Origin of the sequence: Bradyrhizobium japonicum USDA 6 (genome assembly GCF_000284375.1) — a bacterium.
GTDB lineage: Bacteria > Pseudomonadota > Alphaproteobacteria > Rhizobiales > Xanthobacteraceae > Bradyrhizobium > Bradyrhizobium japonicum.
The window spans coordinates 4,150,289-4,165,879 of record NC_017249.1; the positions used below are offsets into that span (position 1 = coordinate 4,150,289).

Below are 15,591 nucleotides of genomic sequence, written 5' to 3' on the forward strand. Positions count from 1 at the left end.
CAGTTCCCGGCAAGGCCGCGATCGGCTCGTTCAGCGCTTGATCCCCTCGAAAGCCGCCATGATGCCGCGCTGGAACAGCGACCAGTCGAAGCCCAGCGCGATCGCGCGATAGCCGCGATCGACCAGGGCGTTGGCCTGGTCTGCCGTGCGGGCCACGCCGCCGATCGGCACGCCGCTTTTGAGGATGCCGGCCTCGGCGCGGGCGACCAGCTCCAGCAATTCCGGATCGTCCATCTGTCCGCGCTTGTTGATGGACGTCGCGAGGTCGCCGGGGCCGATCACCGCGACGTCGATGCCTGGCGTCGCCATGATCTCGTCGATGCGATTGACGGCCTCGACATGTTCGATGGTGATCATGCAGATCATCTCGTCGTCGGCGCCGGCCATGTAGTCCGGCATCGACTGGCCCCAGCGGAACGGCGCGTGGAACGGACCCCAGAGGCGATCGCCGCGGGGCGGATAGCGCACGCTGCGCACCGCCTTCTCGGCTTCGGCGCGATTGGTGATCATCGGGAAATTGATGCCGAAGGCGCCGATGTCCATCGGCGCTTTCGCAAGCCACGGCTCGTTCGCGCCGATCCGCACCAGGGGCGTGCATGGCGTGCCTGTGGTGGCCGCGATCATCGCATGCGCTTCGGTCAAGCCAATCGGGCCATGCTCGAGATCGACGATGATCCAGTCGAGCGAGCGCGCCATGATCTGCACGGTCTGCACGCTCGGGATCGTCGCGATCGCGCCAAAGGCGGGGCGCCCCTCGCTCCACAATTGGCGGAGACGGTTGAGCGGCGCTACGGGGACCGACATGGGGATGAACCTGCGAAGATGGCGACGGCGAAGCCTAGCAGCGCGCCGTCGAGGCGCAAGGTCAGGCCAGTGCGCGGCCGCCGAAGAACGGCGTCAGCGTGGCCGAAAGGCCATGCACGCGGTTCGAGGTGAAGATCATCTCGGCGCCGGACTGCGCGATGCCGCCGATTTGCGTGCCGAGCAGGTCCGAGACGCGGCGGGCGATGGCGGGCGCGGGATCGATCCATTCGACCGGCCAGGGCGCGAGCGTCTTCATCCGGTCGAGCAGCAGCGGATAATGGGTGCAGGCGAGCACCACAATGTCGGTGCGCGATGTCGCGTCCGCGGGATCGCCGACGAAGCAGGGGACGAGTTCGGCGAGGATGTCGCCGTCGCTGATCGGATGGCCGCTAAGCGCGGCTTCCGCCAGCGAGGCGAGCTCGGGCGAGCCGACCAATGTCACCTCGCAACCCAGCGCGAAATCGCGGATCAGTGCCTTGGTGTATTCGCGCTTCACCGTGCCCTTGGTGCCGAGCACCGAGACGCGGCGGGTCTTCGACTGCGCGCAGGCGGGCTTGATCGCCGGCACGGTGCCGACGAAGGGCAGGGAATAAGCGGCGCGCAAGTGAGATAGGACCAGGGTGGACGCCGTGTTGCAGGCGATGACGACGAGGTCAGGATCGTGCGTGCCAATCAGTTCGCCCATCAGCGGCACGACGCGGGCGATGATCTCGTCCTCGCTGTGGTGGCCATAGGGGAAGAAGGCATCGTCGGCGACATAGACGTAATGCGCGTCCGGGCGCGCGGCCACGACCTCGCGGAGCACCGTGAGTCCGCCAAGGCCGGAATCGAACACCAGGATCGTCGGGGAATAGGTCACGTCGCTACCTTAAGGGCACCATGGTTACCATTCGGTTTTGGGGCGGTTTTGCGGCGGGGCCCGCTTGGTACCAATTTGGAACGATTCAATTTCACGGTTACCGCAAGTTCCCGCTATCAGCAGCTGCGCTGCGGACGGGGACATATCCGCAAAACTCCGGAGAGCCGACATGATCAGAAATACCAGTAACGGCTGGGGCAGCGTTTCCCGGTGGCTGCACTGGATTTTGGCGCTGGCCATCCTCGCCATGATCGGCTTCGGCTGGTGGATGAACCACGTCCCGGCGCGTCCCGACCGCTTCTTTTACCGCTCGATCCACGCCGATATCGGCTATGTGATCCTGCTGCTGACCGTGCTGCGCCTGGTCTGGCGCGCCGTCAACCCGACGCCCGCGATGCCGCCTGAAACCTCGCGCTGGCAGAAGATCGCGGCCCATGTCAGCCACGGCGCGCTCTATCTCGTGGTCATCCTGGTCGCGATGCTGGGCTGGGCGCATTCCGGCGCGCGTACCCCTGATTATTCCGACTTCTTCGGCCTGTTGCACGTGCCGCAATTCACCTCTCCCGACCGCGCGGCGGCGGGCGCCTATGAGGACCGCCACATCCTCTTTGCCTATGTGCTGCTCGCGCTGATCGCGATTCACGTGATCGCTGCCCTCTGGCACCACTTCATCCGCCGCGACCGCGTCGTGGCGCGGATGGTGACGGACGACGTAGGGTAGGGGACGGTCTCTCCACCTCGTCATTGCGAGCGCAGCTAAGCAATCCAGAGTCTTTCCGCGGTCGCAGTCTGGATGGCATCGCTGCGCTCGCAATGACGGGTTAGGATGCGGCGTCACGGCTGGTCCAACTCACGGTCGCAGGAGACGCCATGCTCACCGTCCATCATCTCGGCAAGTCGCAATCCGAGCGCATCGTCTGGCTCTGCGAGGAACTGGGACTTCCCTACGAACTGAAGCGCTACGCCCGCGATTCCGTCACCATGCTGGCGCCGCCGGACTACAAGGCGCTGCATCCGATCGGGAGCGCGCCCGTGATCACCGACGGCGACCTCGTGCTCGCCGAGTCCGGCGCCATCGTCGATTACATCATGGCCAAATACGGCGATGGGCGCCTTGCGCTCCGCCCTGATCATCCTGATTTCGCCCAGTTCCTGTACTGGTTTCACTTCGCCAACGGCACGCTGCAGGCCGGCATGGGCCGGCTGATGATCCTGAACCGGCTCAAGCTCGCCGCAGACAATCCGATGCTGGCCGCGAGCAGAGGGCGTACCGACCGCGCCTTCGACCTGGTCGATGCGCGTGTTCGCGACGCCGAATATCTGGCGGGCGATACCTTCACCACTGCCGACATCATGATGGGCTTCTCGCTCACCACGATGCGCTATTTCCAGCCCTATGATCTGTCGCGCTGCCCGAATGTGATCAAATATCTCGGCCGCGTCGGTGCCCGCCCGGCCTACCGGCGCGCGATGGAGAAGGGCGATCCGGGAATGGCGCTGCTGCTAAGCTGAGCCGCAGAACGGGCGCATGATCAGTGCGCCATATGTTTGGTCGCGCGCTCGATCAAGTCGCTCAGCCTCGACACGAATTTTGCGAGGATCGGTGAGGCATTGGTTTTGTGATAGCCCACGACGAGATCGATCGTCGGCGCCTTGCCCCTGAGCGGACGGCTGACGACGGACCAGGGCAGGAAGTTTTTGACGTAGCCCGGGAGCAGCGCGAAGCCGCGGGTGGAAGCCACCATCGACACCGCCATGGCGATGTTGTCGGCATCATGCGCCGTCGGATCGGCAGGCCGCTTTCGCGAACATGGCTGTTGATGATCTTGAGGAGCTCGGGAGCGGTGTCGGAGACATTGACGAAGGGCGTCCCCTCCAGTTTGGCGAGGTCGATGCGGTCGAGCTTGGCGAGGCGATGGTCGCTTGGGAGCACTGCGACCAGCGCCTCCTCGATTACGGTCTTGTAGACGAGCTCCGCCGAGCTTGCCTCCCGCCGCATGAAGGCGAGGTCGAGACTCCCGCGCCTCAGGCCGTCGGCCAGCGCAGGCGAAAAATCGCTCGTCACGGTCACGTCGATGTTCGGCAGTTCGTCGCGCAGTACCCGCATAGCCTCCGGCAGCCAATCGATTTCCTGACCGGTGAGGAAGCCGAGCGCAAAACGCGACTTCTCGGGGCGGCCGGCGCGACGCGCCGCCTCGATCGCCGCATCGGCCTGCGTCAGCGCAAGGCGCGCGTGATCAAGGAAGGCTCGTCCCGCGGCCGTCAGTTCGACGCCGTGCACGCTGCGGGCAAACAGAGGTACGCCCACCTCGTATTCGAGATCGCGAATCTGGCGGCTGAGCGAGGGCTGCGCGGTGTGCAGCCGCTTCTCGGCGGCGACCGTCAGGCTGCCTTCCTCGGCCACGGCGATGAAATAGCGGAGATGGCGCAGCTCCATGAAGCATACCTCCTGGGTATGCCCATGAGCTTACAAAGTCTTTTTCAAGGCCGCCAGCCGGCGCCAAATTACATTTCAGCAAAGGGCGCTGCACCAGCACCATACCTGATTGGCAGGGAATGGGGGTGTCGGCGCCCGGCGAAGGAGAATGACCATGACCGATCTCAAGGGAAAAACTGCTCTCGTCACCGGCGCCTCGCGCGGCATCGGCCGCGCCTCGGCACTGGCGCTCGCGAAGCGCGGCGCGCAGGTGCTGGTGCATTACGGCCAGGCCGCCAATGAGGCCGAGGCCGTCGTCGCCGAAATCCGCAAGAGCGGCGGGCGGGCCGATGCGATCGGGGCCGATCTCGGCGCGCCGGATGGCCCGCATCAACTGGCGACCCGGGTGCGTGGCATCGTCGGCGATCGGCTCGACATTCTGGTTGCCAATGCCGGCATCGCCAAGTCGGCCGTGATCGAGGAAACGACGGTTGAGGATTTCGACCGGCTGTTTGCCGTCAACGTTCGCGCGCCATTCTTCCTGGTGCAGCAATTGCTGCCGATCCTGCATGAGGGCAGCAGCGCCGTACTCGTCTCTTCGCTGGCCGCCCATGCGGTGGTCGGGACGCTGCCGGCCTATGCCGCCACCAAGGGTGCGATCGACACCCTGGTGAAGCATTTTGCGGCAGCGCTCGGTGCGCGCGGCGTGCGCGTCAACGCGGTGGCACCGGGCGTGGTGGGGACCGAGATGTCGTCATTCACCAAGACCGACGCGGGGCGCGACTATACGCTCGGCATGCAGAGCTTGAAGCGGATTGCCGAGCCTGACGACATCGCGGATGCGGTTGCCTTCCTTGCCTCTCCCGACGCGCGCTGGATCACCGGCGACACCATCCACGTCGACGGCGGCTCGAAGCTCTGAGCCGTGGCCGGGTGGCCGAAGCGCGTTCGGCCGCCCGGTTCACGCGATCCGGTTCGTGGTGGCCGCCCGCTCGCTCGCCAGCTGCTTCTGCAAGCGGTCGATGTTCTGCAGCAGGCGCTGGCTGGTCAGCACCAGGAAGTAATAGCCGAACTGCGGGTCCTGAAAATAGATCTCGAGCAAACGGTCATAGGTGATCGTCAGCACCTGTCCGTCCTCGATGCATTCGATCGTTCCGGTGCGCCGGTTGTCCGGCGTGAGGAAGCCGAGCTCTCCCATGAGAGCTCCGGGCCCGATCTCGACATTGATCTCCTTGACCAGGAACTTGCCGGTGACCGTGAGGAGCATTTCCTTGGCGGGATCGCCCAGTTTGAAGAGCGTATCGCCACTGCGATATTTGCGCTCGGTCATGAACGGCTTGAGCCACTCGATCGACATGTCACCTTCGGCCGCATGGCGCGCCTTCTTGACCAGCTTGAGCATCTGCCGCAGGCGCAGGGCGTTGATCGGAAGCAGCAGCAGATAGAGGAGGAAGGTCGAGACATTGGCCGAGAGCGCGCCGAAAACGGCGAAGAACGCACAGCCGACCATGTTGGCGACGCGCAGCGGCACCATCGTCCGCATCAGGAGGGTGGCGACGAAGAAGCCGGCGCCGACCGCGGCGAACAGATTGGCCAGCGTGATGTTTTGGACAAAGATCTCCAGCAGGCGGTTGAAGATCGCGTCGTAGGTGACGTTGTTGGGATCGAGACCCATCTGGACCAGGATCTTTGCGATCCTGAGGTTGTCCGTCGCCGCATCCAGAATGCGGTCGAGGATCGAGGAAATGTCTGCGCTGCCGGACGGCATGTACTAACCCCGCGTAAGGCCTTCAGTCCTGGTCGGTATGCTCGACACGTATAGCCGAAATCGAATGACGACCGCTTGAAATGAAGCCTTCGGCCGCCATGCCGCAAGAGGCAAATTTTAGCCTGATCGGGCGTTTCGGCAATTGCCCGTTGGTTGTGCGCATGGCCGTCGTGCGCCCGTGATTCGGGGCCCCAGGGGCACGGGCTTCGACGTCGTGGACCGTGACGCCCCGACGGGGCGGGGCGGAGCGCGACCAGCCTTACGGCTTGGCGGCGGGCTGCACGACCTGCTGCTCGACGAGGTCGAGGTGCCCCGGCAGCGAACCGGCGCGCAGCAGCATTGCGACGCTATTGGCTTCCTCCAGGGTGAAATTGCCGGAGATCTGGCCCGAGCCGCCGGTGATGGGCTCGCGGATCACGGGGGCGGAGATTACCTTGCCGTCGAGCACGATGGCGAAGGGCCTTCCGATGTTCTCCTCCGTGACGTGGGCAAAGCGCCGCGTGCCGCGGCCGTTGAAGCGGAACGAGGCGATCGGGTCTTTCGTGCCGCTGGCAAATCCCGGGCCGGCATAGCTGATGTCGTCGCCGTCGAGCGCGCTGTCCTTGGCGACCAGGTAATGGCGCTCGTCCTTGAAGCCGGGCAGGACTTCGGTGCCCGTGGGCGGCGTGCCGGATTGCGCCTGCTCCGCCGGCATCGAGAGGTCGATCAGGCGGAAGCCAACCTTGACCTTCCTGGCGAAGACCGCGGTCACGCGGGCGGGCTCCATCATTCCCGGGATGAAAATGCGGATGCGATCCGTGCCATCCGGCAGGACGCTGGCGAGGTTGATGCCGGCATCCTTGAGGCGCTGCTCGATCATGGCGATGGAATCTTCGACGAGATCGCGCAGCCGTGCCGCGGATGCAGCATCGGTCGGCGCGAGCCTGACCAGTCCGTCGCCGTCGTCGGTCACCGTGAGCGCATGCGATGGCAATCCCTCCGCGGCCGACGCGAGCTTGCGTGCGAGCTGTTCGCGGCCCCTGGCGTCCGCGATCTTCACTTCGACGCCGGCGTCGCGGATCGCAAGACCGGAGAAGGCGATCTTGCCCTCGCGCAGGGTCTTGTAGACATCGTCGCGCAAATCCGTGACGACGCTTTCGCGCAAGCCGTCGGTATCGACCTTGTAGACGACGCGCGAGCCGCCCAGCTTCTCCATCTTGTCGCCGACGAAGGCGGCGATCCTGGCACGCATCTTGTCGAACTGGCTGTCCTCGGCGCGCGCCGCGCGGTGCAGGACGATCGCCGAAGTCATGATCGCCGAGGTGATGGCGAGCGCGACAATCAGCCGTGTGACGCGGTCTCGCGGGGGCGTGGTCATGATTTCCTCAAGTCTTGCGGCAGGACGCTGGCAGGGGAGTCCGATGCATGTTCTTGGTCCCCGGATCGGGCGGGGAGGTTCAATGGCCACGAAGACGAGTGCTACGACCGTAGCCGTTCGGCCATGGACGAACGCTCAATCATCCATCATTCTGTCCGCGCTCGACCGGCCATCGGCCGAGGCCTCGCCGACCAAAATGTCAAAAGACAGGAGGCGGGGAAATGCATCTGAGGGAGGACGGAATTCCATGGCGGGCATCCACGCGCTCGATCGGTTCATCGGCGACGACTATCCGGACTTCGCGACAGACGCAGAGGTCCGGGCCTTCGAGCAGGTCCCTTACGCCGATCGCGTTGCGGCCGAGAGCACCTATGACGCCATCAGGCTCGGTGCCGCGCGTAACCCCGACGGCGCAGCGATCCAGTTCCTGCAAAATGCCGATCCGGCCGATACCCCTGTGATGGTCACCTATCGCGATTTCGTCGCGCGCGTCACGCAGGCCGCCAACATGTTTCACGCGCTCGGCGTCGAGAAGGGCGACGTCGTCAGCTTCATGCTGCCGCTGGTGCCCGATGCCTTCGTGACGCTGTTCGGCGCCGAGGCCGCGGGCATCGCCAATCCCGTCAATCCGCTGCTCGAGGCGCACCAGATCGCGGAGATCCTTGAGGCCGCGAACACCAAGGTTCTGGTTGCGCTCGGGCCGATGCCGGGCACCGACATCTGGCAGAAGGTCGAGCAGATCCGCCCGCAGCTGAAACACCTCAAGGCGGTCGTGCAGGTGTTCGGCGGAGGCGATCCGGACAAGGGCATCTTCGCCTTCAACGACCTGATCAAGCAGCAGCCGTCCGACCGGTTGATCAGCGGGCGCAAGATTCTGGGTGGCGACATCGCGGCCTATTTCCACACCGGCGGCACCACCGGCACGCCGAAGCTTGTGCGGCACACCCACGCCAATCAGATCTATCAGGCCTGGGCGCTCAATCTGCTGCTGAAGTCGAAGCCCGGCGGCAACATGCTGTTCGGCATGCCGCTATTCCATGTCGGGGGATCGCTGACGCAGGTGCTGCTGACGTTGTCCGCCGGCGGCTCATTGGTCGTGCTGTCGCCGAGCGGCTGGCGCAACCCGAATTCGGTGAAGAACATCTGGGGGCTGGTGGAGCGCTTCAAGCCCGAGGCGCTGTCGAGCGTGCCGACGGTGCTGGCGGCCACGCTTGCGGTGCCGCCAGGCAATGCGGACATCTCCAGCCTGAAATATGCCGCCGGCGGCGGCTCGGCGATTCCCGTCGCCGTGGGCTCGGCGATCCAGGAGAAGCTGAAGCTGCCGGTGGTCGAGGTCTACGGCATGACCGAGACCTCGAGCGTGCATACGCTCGCCTATCCGTCGCGACCGATCCGGCTCGGCTCGGTCGGCCTTCCCATGCCTTACGCGCGCGTGCGCATCGTGCAGCTCGATGCTGACGGCCGCCTGATCCGCGACTGCGCAGCCGACGAGATCGGCGTCGTCATCATGGCCGGGCCCGGCGTGTTCGGCGGCTATCTCAACGACGAGCACAACAAGGGCGCGTTCGTCGACGAGGTCTGGGTCAACTCCGGCGACCTCGGACGTCTCGATGCCGACGGCTACCTCTGGATCACCGGCCGCGCCAAGGATCTCGTGATCCGCGGCGGGCACAATATCGATCCGGCGCCGATCGAAGAGATCATGTTTCGCCATCCCGCCGTCGGCTTCGCCGCCGTGGTTGGCCAGCCCGACGCCTATGCCGGTGAGTTGCCGGTCGGCTATGTGCAGCTGAAGCCGGGCGCCAAGGTCGAGCCGGGCGAGCTGGAAGCCTGGGTGCGCGAACGCACGCCGGAGCGCGCGGCCGTTCCGGTGCAGGTCATTCCGATCGATCCGATGCCGCTGACCGGCGTCGGCAAGGTGTTCAAGCCACAGTTGCGCTGGGATGCCGCGCAGCGCGTGTTCGCCAAGGTGCTGTCGCCGCTCACTGAGCGCGGCATCGACTGCAAGGTGAAGGTCGGCGCACATGGCAGCCACGGCTCGATTGCCACTGTGACGCTCGCGGGCCTGCCGGTAGACCAGCGCGAACTCGTCGCTGGCGAGGTGCACACGCTGCTCGATCCATTCGTGATGCGGCACGAGGTGGTGCACGCGTAGGTAAGGGCTCGCGAGGCTTGCGCGCCTCGCCGCGAGCGCGCATCATCCTCTCAAAAAATTGGGGGGAAGCCGATGCCTGAACTCTCTCGCCGCCGTCACCTTCAACAATTGTCGGCCGTGTTCGGATTCGCTGCGCTGTCCGGATTGTCACGGTCGGCATGGGCGTCAGAGCCGGACATTCCGCCGGAGGGCGTCGGCAAGGGCATCAAGCATATCTCGTACAGCGATGTCGGCGGCCGGCCCGACACCGTGCAGGTGATGTTCAACCGGCAGCACGTCTATGTCGGGCACATGTTCAGCGACGGCGTGACGATCCTCGACGCCTCCGATCCACGTGCGCTCAAGCCGGTCAATTTCTTCACCGCGGGACAATACACCCGCACCCACCATCTCCAGGTGGCGGAAGACCTGCTGCTGCTTGCGAACGGCGCCAATATCGTCGCGATGCAGTCCTACGACAACATGCGCGGCTATTTCGAGAACACGCTGGTCGACAGCATCACCAAGGCCAAGAAATTCCGCTCCGGCCTGTCGATCCACGACATCTCGAAACCAAGCGAGATGCGCGAGGTCGCGTTCCTCGAAATGCCGGGCTTCGGCATCAACCGGCTGTGGTGGCCCGGCGGCCGCTATGCCTATGTGTCGGCGCATTTCGACGGCTTCACCGACCACATCCTTTGCGTGGTCGATCTCAAGACCATCACCAAGCCGGAGATCGTCGCGAAATGGTGGCTGCCGGGCATGAACCGCGCGGCTGGCGAGCCGGCGACGCCCAAGGGCAAGCGCTTTGCACTGCATCACATGATCACGGCGGGCGATCGCGGCTATGCCGCCTGGCGCGACGGCGGCTTCACCATCCACGACATCGGCGATCCCGCCAATCCGAAGCTGCTCTCGCACATCAACTGGTCGCCGCCCTTCGCCGGCGGAACGCATACGCCGCTGCCGCTGCCCAAGCGTCAGCTCGCCATCGTCGCGGATGAAGCCAATGCGGATCAATGCGCCAAGGGCCTGTTTCACACATTCGTGCTTGACGTGCGCGCGCCGCAAAATCCGGTGCCGATCGCGACGCTGCCGACACCACGCGATCGCGACTTCTGTGCGAAGGGCACCTTCGGTCCGCATAATCTGCATGAGAACCGCCCCGGCTCCTTCCAGAGCGAGGAGACGATTTTCGCGACCTACAACAATGCCGGCGTCAGGGTGTTTGACGTCAGGGATCAGTTTGCGCCGAAGGAGATCGCGTATTGGGTGCCGCCGGTACCGAAGAAGCTGATCGATCCCCGGCCGAACGTCGCGCTCGCGGCCAAGACCTGCGATGCCTATGTGCGGCCCGACGGGCTGATGTTCGTCTCCGACTGGAACGCCGGCATGCACGTGCTGCAATATCAGGGGTAATCGCCGCGCAACGGGAGTCGGCGACTTGTCCGCCGTGGCCACCTCTTCCGACCGGGCGACGCCTCGCCGCTATCCGCGGATCGCCGCATTGGCCCTTTCGGCCGCGCCCGTCATCGCATCCTTCGCCGATTTCGCACCATTGACCACTTCATTCACGCCGATCATGAAGGCGTCGAGGATCGGTCTCGATTGCGGATGGAAAAGGATCGCCTTGGCGCGGTCGACATCGGCATTCTGCAAGTTGGTCAGTGCCGCCTCAGCGGCTCGCGGGCCGAACGCCTTCTTGAAGCCCTCGCTCGACCAGGCCGACACGCGTGTCGTCGCCAGCCCAGCTGCAGCCGTCTGCAGCGAGGTCGCCTTGCTCGTCGCCCAGAGCAGGAACAGGAAGGCGGCCCGCTTGTTTCGAGATTTGGAATTGATGCATGCCTGCCAGTGCGACATGAAGGGGACGGGTCCGCGACCGGCGAGATGCGGAAAGGTTGCAAACCCGGCCTGCTTGGCGACACGACCTTTCGCCGGATTGGAGATGTCGGTTGCGAAGTTGCTGCTGTCGATCGCCATGGCCGTCCGCCCCTGCAGGAAGTCGTCCAGGACGTGGTACCATTCATAGCTGCCAACGCCGGCAGGCCCGGCCTGACTGAGCAGCTGTCCATATATCTCGACGGCCGCGATTGCCTCCGGGCTCGCGAACGCGACCCTGTTGTGCTCGACCATGGCCCCTCCGTAGGAGAACACGAAGCCCATGGCCGGTGGAGAGGAATTGCCGCCGGCCTGGGCCCGCATCGCGATCCCCGACATCGCGTTGGTCTTGACCGCCTTGGCAGTGACGAGCAGCTCGTCGAAAGTCTGGGGGACCGGCTGGTCCCTGGCTGCCAGCGCATCCCTGTTGATGAACAGGGTCATCGCCTCTGAGGTAATCGGGACGGCGTATCGTTCGCCGTCCGACCACAGCGGGAAGGCTCGGGCCGTCTTGAGCAGGTCGCTCTCGTCATACCAGGCAGGGTCGGTCAGCGACTTCATGGAATAGTAGCCGTTCAGTGGCTCCAGCCATCCGTTCGAGATGCCCTGGCCATAGGTCGTGAACATGAAGACGTCGGGCGTGCTACTGCCGCGAGCGAGCCTGATCGGCAGCGCGCCGAGGTAGGTGGTTTCCAGCTGGAAATCGACGGTGACGTTGATGCCGGTGAGGATGGTGAACTCCGGCAACAGCGGCGCGATCGCATTCGACCACGGATGGATCGCGCCCGAAAGCGCGATCGTCTGTCCCGCAAATTGCTTCCAGTCGATCGCGGCGTTGGCGTTAGCCGCAGCGGAATCCTCGGCAAAGCTCCAGCGCGGCAGCGCGGTCAGGCCCGCACCAGCCGCCCCCAGTCCCTTGATGAAACTGCGGCGGCTCGCCGGATGGCTCAATGAGTTTTCACCCTGTGCCATGATGATGCTCCTTGAATCAACCAAGGGCATTCCTTCATAGCACACGCACGGGGCCGCAGCCCTGCGACATCACGGCCCCACCTCCGGCGTATCCGATGAATGTCGGGTTTCCGCCCTCCTTATCCGTGCTATTGTCCCATCATGCTCTGGCGTCGGGACCAGAACACGCGCGGTCACACGAGCATCGAAGACCACGGTCAATGTCCGTTCCTGTTCGGGCCCTGCCTCTGCGATGGTTTGCTCGTCCGCTGATCCTTGCGGTCGCAGTGCTTGTGACCCTGTTTGCCGCGACCAGCTTCCTCGGCCTGCAATATTGGCAGGAGCGGCAGGCGGCTCATCACTTCATCGAGCATAGCCGCCAGGTCCTCGAAACGCTCGATCGTTTGCGGGCGATCGTCGCGGAACTGGAGACTGAAAGGCGCGGGTATCTCATGACCCTCGACCCCGCCTATCTCAAGGCCTACGGCGTCTCTGACGAAAGTGTACGGCGGGAGGCTCAGGCGCTGCAGATGTTGGTCGCGGACGATCCGTTGCAGGGCCTTCGGGCCGGACATCTGGCGCTGACCGTTACAGCCACGCTGCGCGAGATCGACGAACTGCTGAAGACGGCCGGCACGTCCGGGCTGGCCGCGCTGGCAATGATCCGCAGCATGGACGAGGTCCGCTCGCAAATCGACCAGATGGTGGATCACGAGCGCTTTCGGCTCGCCGACCGGGAGGCGCGCGCCGAAGCATTCGAGCAACGCTGGACCTCGCTGATCGCCGGCGCCGTTGTCCTCGTCGTCGCGCTGGCCGCAGCGGCGCTGGCGCTCGCGCGGCTCGAAGCGAAACGGCGGAGAGAGGCGACCGAGGAGAACATCCAGCTCCAGAGTGATGTTGCCGCACGGGATATCAAGATCAGGCGCCTGTTCGACGCCAACATCATCGGCATCATCATCTGGGAAGTCGAGGGGCGCATTCTCGAGGCCAACGATGCCTTCCTGCGCATCGTGGGATACGACCGGGAAGATCTCGCCGCAGGGCGCCTGCATCGGACCGACCTCACGCCGCCGGAATGGCGCGACCGCGACTTGCAGACCGTGACGGAACTGAAGCGGGTCGGGACGGCCCAGCCATTCGAGAAGGAGTATGTGCGGAAGGACGGAAGCCGCGTGCCGGTGCTGATCGGCGGGACCATGTTCGGAGAAGGTACGGATCATGGCGTCGGCTTCGTCCTTGATCTGACGGCTCTCAAGCGGGCGGAAGCCGAAGGCCGCGAACACGAGCGGCGCTACCGTGAAGCGCTGATGGAGCTCGCGCACGCCAATCGCGTCACCACGATGGGACAGCTGACCGCTTCGATCGCCCATGAAGTCAACCAGCCGATCGCTGCGATCGTGGCGAACGCCGAGGCCGGGCTGAATTGGCTGGGAGCGCAACCGCCGGATCTGGAGCGGGTTCGACAGACCTTCGACTGGATCACCGGTGACGGCATGCGAGCCGGCGACATCATCGGCCGGATCCGGGCGCTGATCAGGAACGCGCCCCCGCAAAAGGAAACTCTGGAGATCAACCCGGCGGTGCTTGAGGTCATCGCGCTGACGCGCAGCGAAGCGTTCAAGAACGGCGTCTCGGTGCGAACGCAATTTGCCGAGGGCTTGCCGCCGATTCAGGCCGACCGGGTTCAACTTCAGCAAGTGGTGCTGAACCTGATCGTCAACGCGATCGAGGCGATGGCCGCGGTCAGCGAGGGGGGACGGGAGTTGCTGATCAGCACCGGTCGGGATGCATCCGACGGCGTCCACGTCACCTTGCGGGATTCCGGTCCGGGGCTGGATCCGAAGAACGTGGAGCGGCTGTTCGAAGCCTTCTACACCACCAAGCCCACAGGCATGGGGATGGGGCTCGCCATCTGCCGCTCGATCATCGAGGCACATGGCGGGCGGATGTGGGCCGGCGCAAACGAGCCGCGGGGCGCCTTCTTCCAGTTCACGCTGCCTCTCGCCTCAGACGAGACCGCATCTCATCGGCTGGAGGCGGATGAGCCAACAGGTCAACGCTCTGCAGCGCGATGACGGGCTCCGCGTGGCGTGGCCCTTTGGCGCGAATGTCGCCGGGGCCACGGCTGTCGCGAAGCGGCGCTAGCCCGCCGGCATTCGCGTCTCCACCAGGCGCGCCCAGTAGGAGGCGCCGTGGCCGAGAATGTTGTCGTTGAAGACATAGGCCGGGTGATGGCACTCGTTGCCGTCGCCCATGCCGACCAGGATCATCGCGCCGGGACGAGCTTCCAGCATGAACGAGAAGTCCTCGGCGCCCATCATCGGGATGAACTTGTCGTTGACGCGCTCGGCACCGACGATGTCGCGGGCGACGTCGGCGGCAAGGCCGGCCTCGCGCGCATGGTTCATCGTCACCGGATACATCCGCGTGTACTTGGTCTCGGCCGAGCCGCCATAGGCGCGGGCGACGCTCTCGGCGACCTCGCCGATGCGGCGCTCGACGAGATCGCGCACTTCAGGATCGAGCGTGCGGACGGTGCCGCTGAGCTCGGCGATCTCGGGGATGATGTTGAAGGCCGTGCCGGAGTGGAATTGCGTGATCGAGATGACGGCGGACTTCAGCGGATCGACGTTGCGCGCGACGATCGACTGCAGCGCGTTGACGATCTGCGAGCCGATCAACACGCTGTCGACGGATTTGTGCGGACCGGCGCCAGCGTGGCCGCCCTTGCCGTGGACGGTGATCTGGATGTTGTCGGAGGAGGCCAGCATCGCGCCGGGCGTGGTCGCGAAATGGCCCTCGGGCAGGCCCGGCATGTTGTGCATGCCGTAGACTTCCTGGATGTTCCAGCGCGTCATCAAGCCGTCCTCGACCATCGCCTTGCCGCCGCCGCCGCCTTCTTCCGCAGGCTGGAAGATCATGATCGCGGTGCCGTCGAAATTACGCGTCTCGGCGAGATATTTGGCGGCGCCCAGCAGCATGGCGGTGTGGCCGTCATGGCCGCAGGCGTGCATCTTGCCGGGAATCTTGGAGGCGTACGCGACGCCCGACGTCTCCATGATCGGCAGCGCGTCCATGTCGGCACGGAGGCCAATGGTCTTGCCGGAGGCCGACTTGCGGCCGCGGATCACGCCGACGACGCCGGTCCGGCCGATGCCCGTCACCACCTCGTCGCAGCCGAATTCGCGCAAGCGATCGGCGACGATGCCGGCGGTGCGATGGACCTCGTAGAGCAGCTCCGGGTTCTCATGGAAGTCATGGCGCCAGGCGGCCATTTCGTCGGAGAGGGCGGCAACGCGGTTGACGATGGGCATGAGGGGATCCGTTTCTTGTTTGTCGGGTGGGTCAGCGTAGCGTAACCCACCGCCGTGTCACGGGGAATGGTGGGTTATGCCTTCGGCCAACCACCCTACAGTTTCTGCGG

At 64.9% G+C, this 15,591-nt stretch carries 12 protein-coding genes and 2 pseudogenes; 7 read left to right on the forward strand and 7 right to left on the reverse strand.

The features are described from left to right. Positions 1 to 30 precede the first annotated feature (30 nt). Positions 31 to 804 (reverse strand): HpcH/HpaI aldolase family protein, encoded by a 774-nt coding sequence (locus BJ6T_RS19335; RefSeq protein WP_014494151.1) that lies wholly within the window; start codon positions 802 to 804, stop codon positions 31 to 33. A 61-nt stretch (positions 805 to 865) separates the two neighbouring features. After that, entirely contained in the window at positions 866 to 1,663 is a 798-nt protein-coding gene (gene murI / locus BJ6T_RS19340; protein ID WP_014494152.1) for a glutamate racemase, read from the reverse strand. Between the two features lie 169 nt (positions 1,664 to 1,832). Between murI and BJ6T_RS19345 the strand changes: the two genes are divergently transcribed. Together BJ6T_RS19345 and BJ6T_RS19350 are read left to right on the forward strand one after the other, a co-directional pair. Then, the gene (locus tag BJ6T_RS19345) at positions 1,833 to 2,384 is read left to right on the forward strand and encodes a cytochrome b (RefSeq protein WP_014494153.1); all 552 of its coding nucleotides are present in this window, start codon (positions 1,833 to 1,835) and stop codon (positions 2,382 to 2,384) included. A gap of 149 nt (positions 2,385 to 2,533) precedes the next feature. Beyond that, complete coding sequence (locus BJ6T_RS19350) at positions 2,534 to 3,175, forward strand: glutathione S-transferase family protein (RefSeq protein ID WP_014494154.1); 642 nt, start codon at positions 2,534 to 2,536, stop codon at positions 3,173 to 3,175. 61 nt (positions 3,176 to 3,236) lie between these two features. Here the strand turns inward: BJ6T_RS19350 and BJ6T_RS19355 are convergent, their stop codons facing one another. Then, positions 3,237 to 4,100 (reverse strand): LysR substrate-binding domain-containing protein, encoded by an 864-nt coding sequence (locus BJ6T_RS19355; RefSeq protein WP_014494155.1) that lies wholly within the window; start codon positions 4,098 to 4,100, stop codon positions 3,237 to 3,239. A gap of 154 nt (positions 4,101 to 4,254) precedes the next feature. On the opposite strand from BJ6T_RS19355, the gene BJ6T_RS19360 reads away from it, so the two are divergent. Beyond that, positions 4,255 to 5,001, forward strand: a complete 747-nt coding sequence (locus BJ6T_RS19360; RefSeq protein ID WP_014494156.1) for an SDR family NAD(P)-dependent oxidoreductase — start codon at positions 4,255 to 4,257, stop codon at positions 4,999 to 5,001. A gap of 39 nt (positions 5,002 to 5,040) precedes the next feature. Here BJ6T_RS19360 and BJ6T_RS19365 read toward each other — a convergent pair whose 3' ends face one another. Both BJ6T_RS19365 and BJ6T_RS19370 read right to left on the reverse strand, forming a co-directional pair. Then, positions 5,041 to 5,847 carry a Crp/Fnr family transcriptional regulator gene (locus BJ6T_RS19365; protein ID WP_014494157.1) on the reverse strand — a complete coding sequence of 269 codons (807 nt, stop codon included), beginning with the start codon at positions 5,845 to 5,847 and terminating at the stop codon, positions 5,041 to 5,043. A gap of 259 nt (positions 5,848 to 6,106) precedes the next feature. Next, the gene (locus BJ6T_RS19370; protein ID WP_014494158.1) at positions 6,107 to 7,204 is read right to left on the reverse strand and encodes a SecDF P1 head subdomain-containing protein; all 1,098 of its coding nucleotides are present in this window, start codon (positions 7,202 to 7,204) and stop codon (positions 6,107 to 6,109) included. A gap of 247 nt (positions 7,205 to 7,451) precedes the next feature. Here BJ6T_RS19370 and BJ6T_RS19375 point away from each other — a divergent pair, with 247 nt between their 5' ends. Then, positions 7,452 to 9,359, forward strand: coding sequence for an acyl-CoA synthetase (locus tag BJ6T_RS19375; RefSeq protein WP_014494159.1), 1,908 nt, complete (start codon positions 7,452 to 7,454; stop codon positions 9,357 to 9,359). A 72-nt stretch (positions 9,360 to 9,431) separates the two neighbouring features. After that, positions 9,432 to 10,757 (forward strand): LVIVD repeat-containing protein, encoded by a 1,326-nt coding sequence (locus BJ6T_RS19380; RefSeq protein ID WP_028170597.1) that lies wholly within the window; start codon positions 9,432 to 9,434, stop codon positions 10,755 to 10,757. A 69-nt stretch (positions 10,758 to 10,826) separates the two neighbouring features. On the opposite strand, the gene BJ6T_RS19385 is transcribed toward BJ6T_RS19380, so the two are convergent. Further along, positions 10,827 to 12,188, reverse strand: coding sequence for an extracellular solute-binding protein (locus BJ6T_RS19385; protein ID WP_014494161.1), 1,362 nt, complete (start codon positions 12,186 to 12,188; stop codon positions 10,827 to 10,829). A 200-nt stretch (positions 12,189 to 12,388) separates the two neighbouring features. Between BJ6T_RS19385 and BJ6T_RS48455 the strand changes: the two are divergent. Beyond that, positions 12,389 to 12,853: pseudogene (locus BJ6T_RS48455) on the forward strand (CHASE3 domain-containing protein); the annotation flags it as partial. A gap of 93 nt (positions 12,854 to 12,946) precedes the next feature. Then, positions 12,947 to 14,242: pseudogene (locus BJ6T_RS19390) on the forward strand (sensor histidine kinase); the annotation flags it as partial. A gap of 66 nt (positions 14,243 to 14,308) precedes the next feature. Here BJ6T_RS19390 and BJ6T_RS19395 read toward each other — a convergent pair. Then, complete coding sequence (locus tag BJ6T_RS19395; protein WP_014494163.1) at positions 14,309 to 15,481, reverse strand: M20 aminoacylase family protein; 1,173 nt, start codon at positions 15,479 to 15,481, stop codon at positions 14,309 to 14,311. Positions 15,482 to 15,591 lie beyond the last annotated feature (110 nt).

Coding starts and splice junctions, on each gene's coding strand:
- BJ6T_RS19345 (WP_014494153.1), top strand. CDS start 1,833: ATGATCAGAAATACCAGTAACGGCTGGGGCAGCGTTTCCCGGTGGCTG.
- BJ6T_RS19360 (WP_014494156.1), top strand. CDS start 4,255: ATGACCGATCTCAAGGGAAAAACTGCTCTCGTCACCGGCGCCTCGCGC.
- BJ6T_RS19395 (WP_014494163.1), bottom strand. CDS start 15,481: ATGCCCATCGTCAACCGCGTTGCCGCCCTCTCCGACGAAATGGCCGCC.
- BJ6T_RS19335 (WP_014494151.1), bottom strand. CDS start 804: ATGTCGGTCCCCGTAGCGCCGCTCAACCGTCTCCGCCAATTGTGGAGC.
- BJ6T_RS19365 (WP_014494157.1), bottom strand. CDS start 5,847: ATGCCGTCCGGCAGCGCAGACATTTCCTCGATCCTCGACCGCATTCTG.
- BJ6T_RS19385 (WP_014494161.1), bottom strand. CDS start 12,188: ATGGCACAGGGTGAAAACTCATTGAGCCATCCGGCGAGCCGCCGCAGT.
- BJ6T_RS19375 (WP_014494159.1), top strand. CDS start 7,452: ATGGCGGGCATCCACGCGCTCGATCGGTTCATCGGCGACGACTATCCG.
- BJ6T_RS19350 (WP_014494154.1), top strand. CDS start 2,534: ATGCTCACCGTCCATCATCTCGGCAAGTCGCAATCCGAGCGCATCGTC.
- BJ6T_RS19380 (WP_028170597.1), top strand. CDS start 9,432: ATGCCTGAACTCTCTCGCCGCCGTCACCTTCAACAATTGTCGGCCGTG.
- BJ6T_RS19355 (WP_014494155.1), bottom strand. CDS start 4,100: ATGGAGCTGCGCCATCTCCGCTATTTCATCGCCGTGGCCGAGGAAGGC.
- BJ6T_RS19370 (WP_014494158.1), bottom strand. CDS start 7,204: ATGACCACGCCCCCGCGAGACCGCGTCACACGGCTGATTGTCGCGCTC.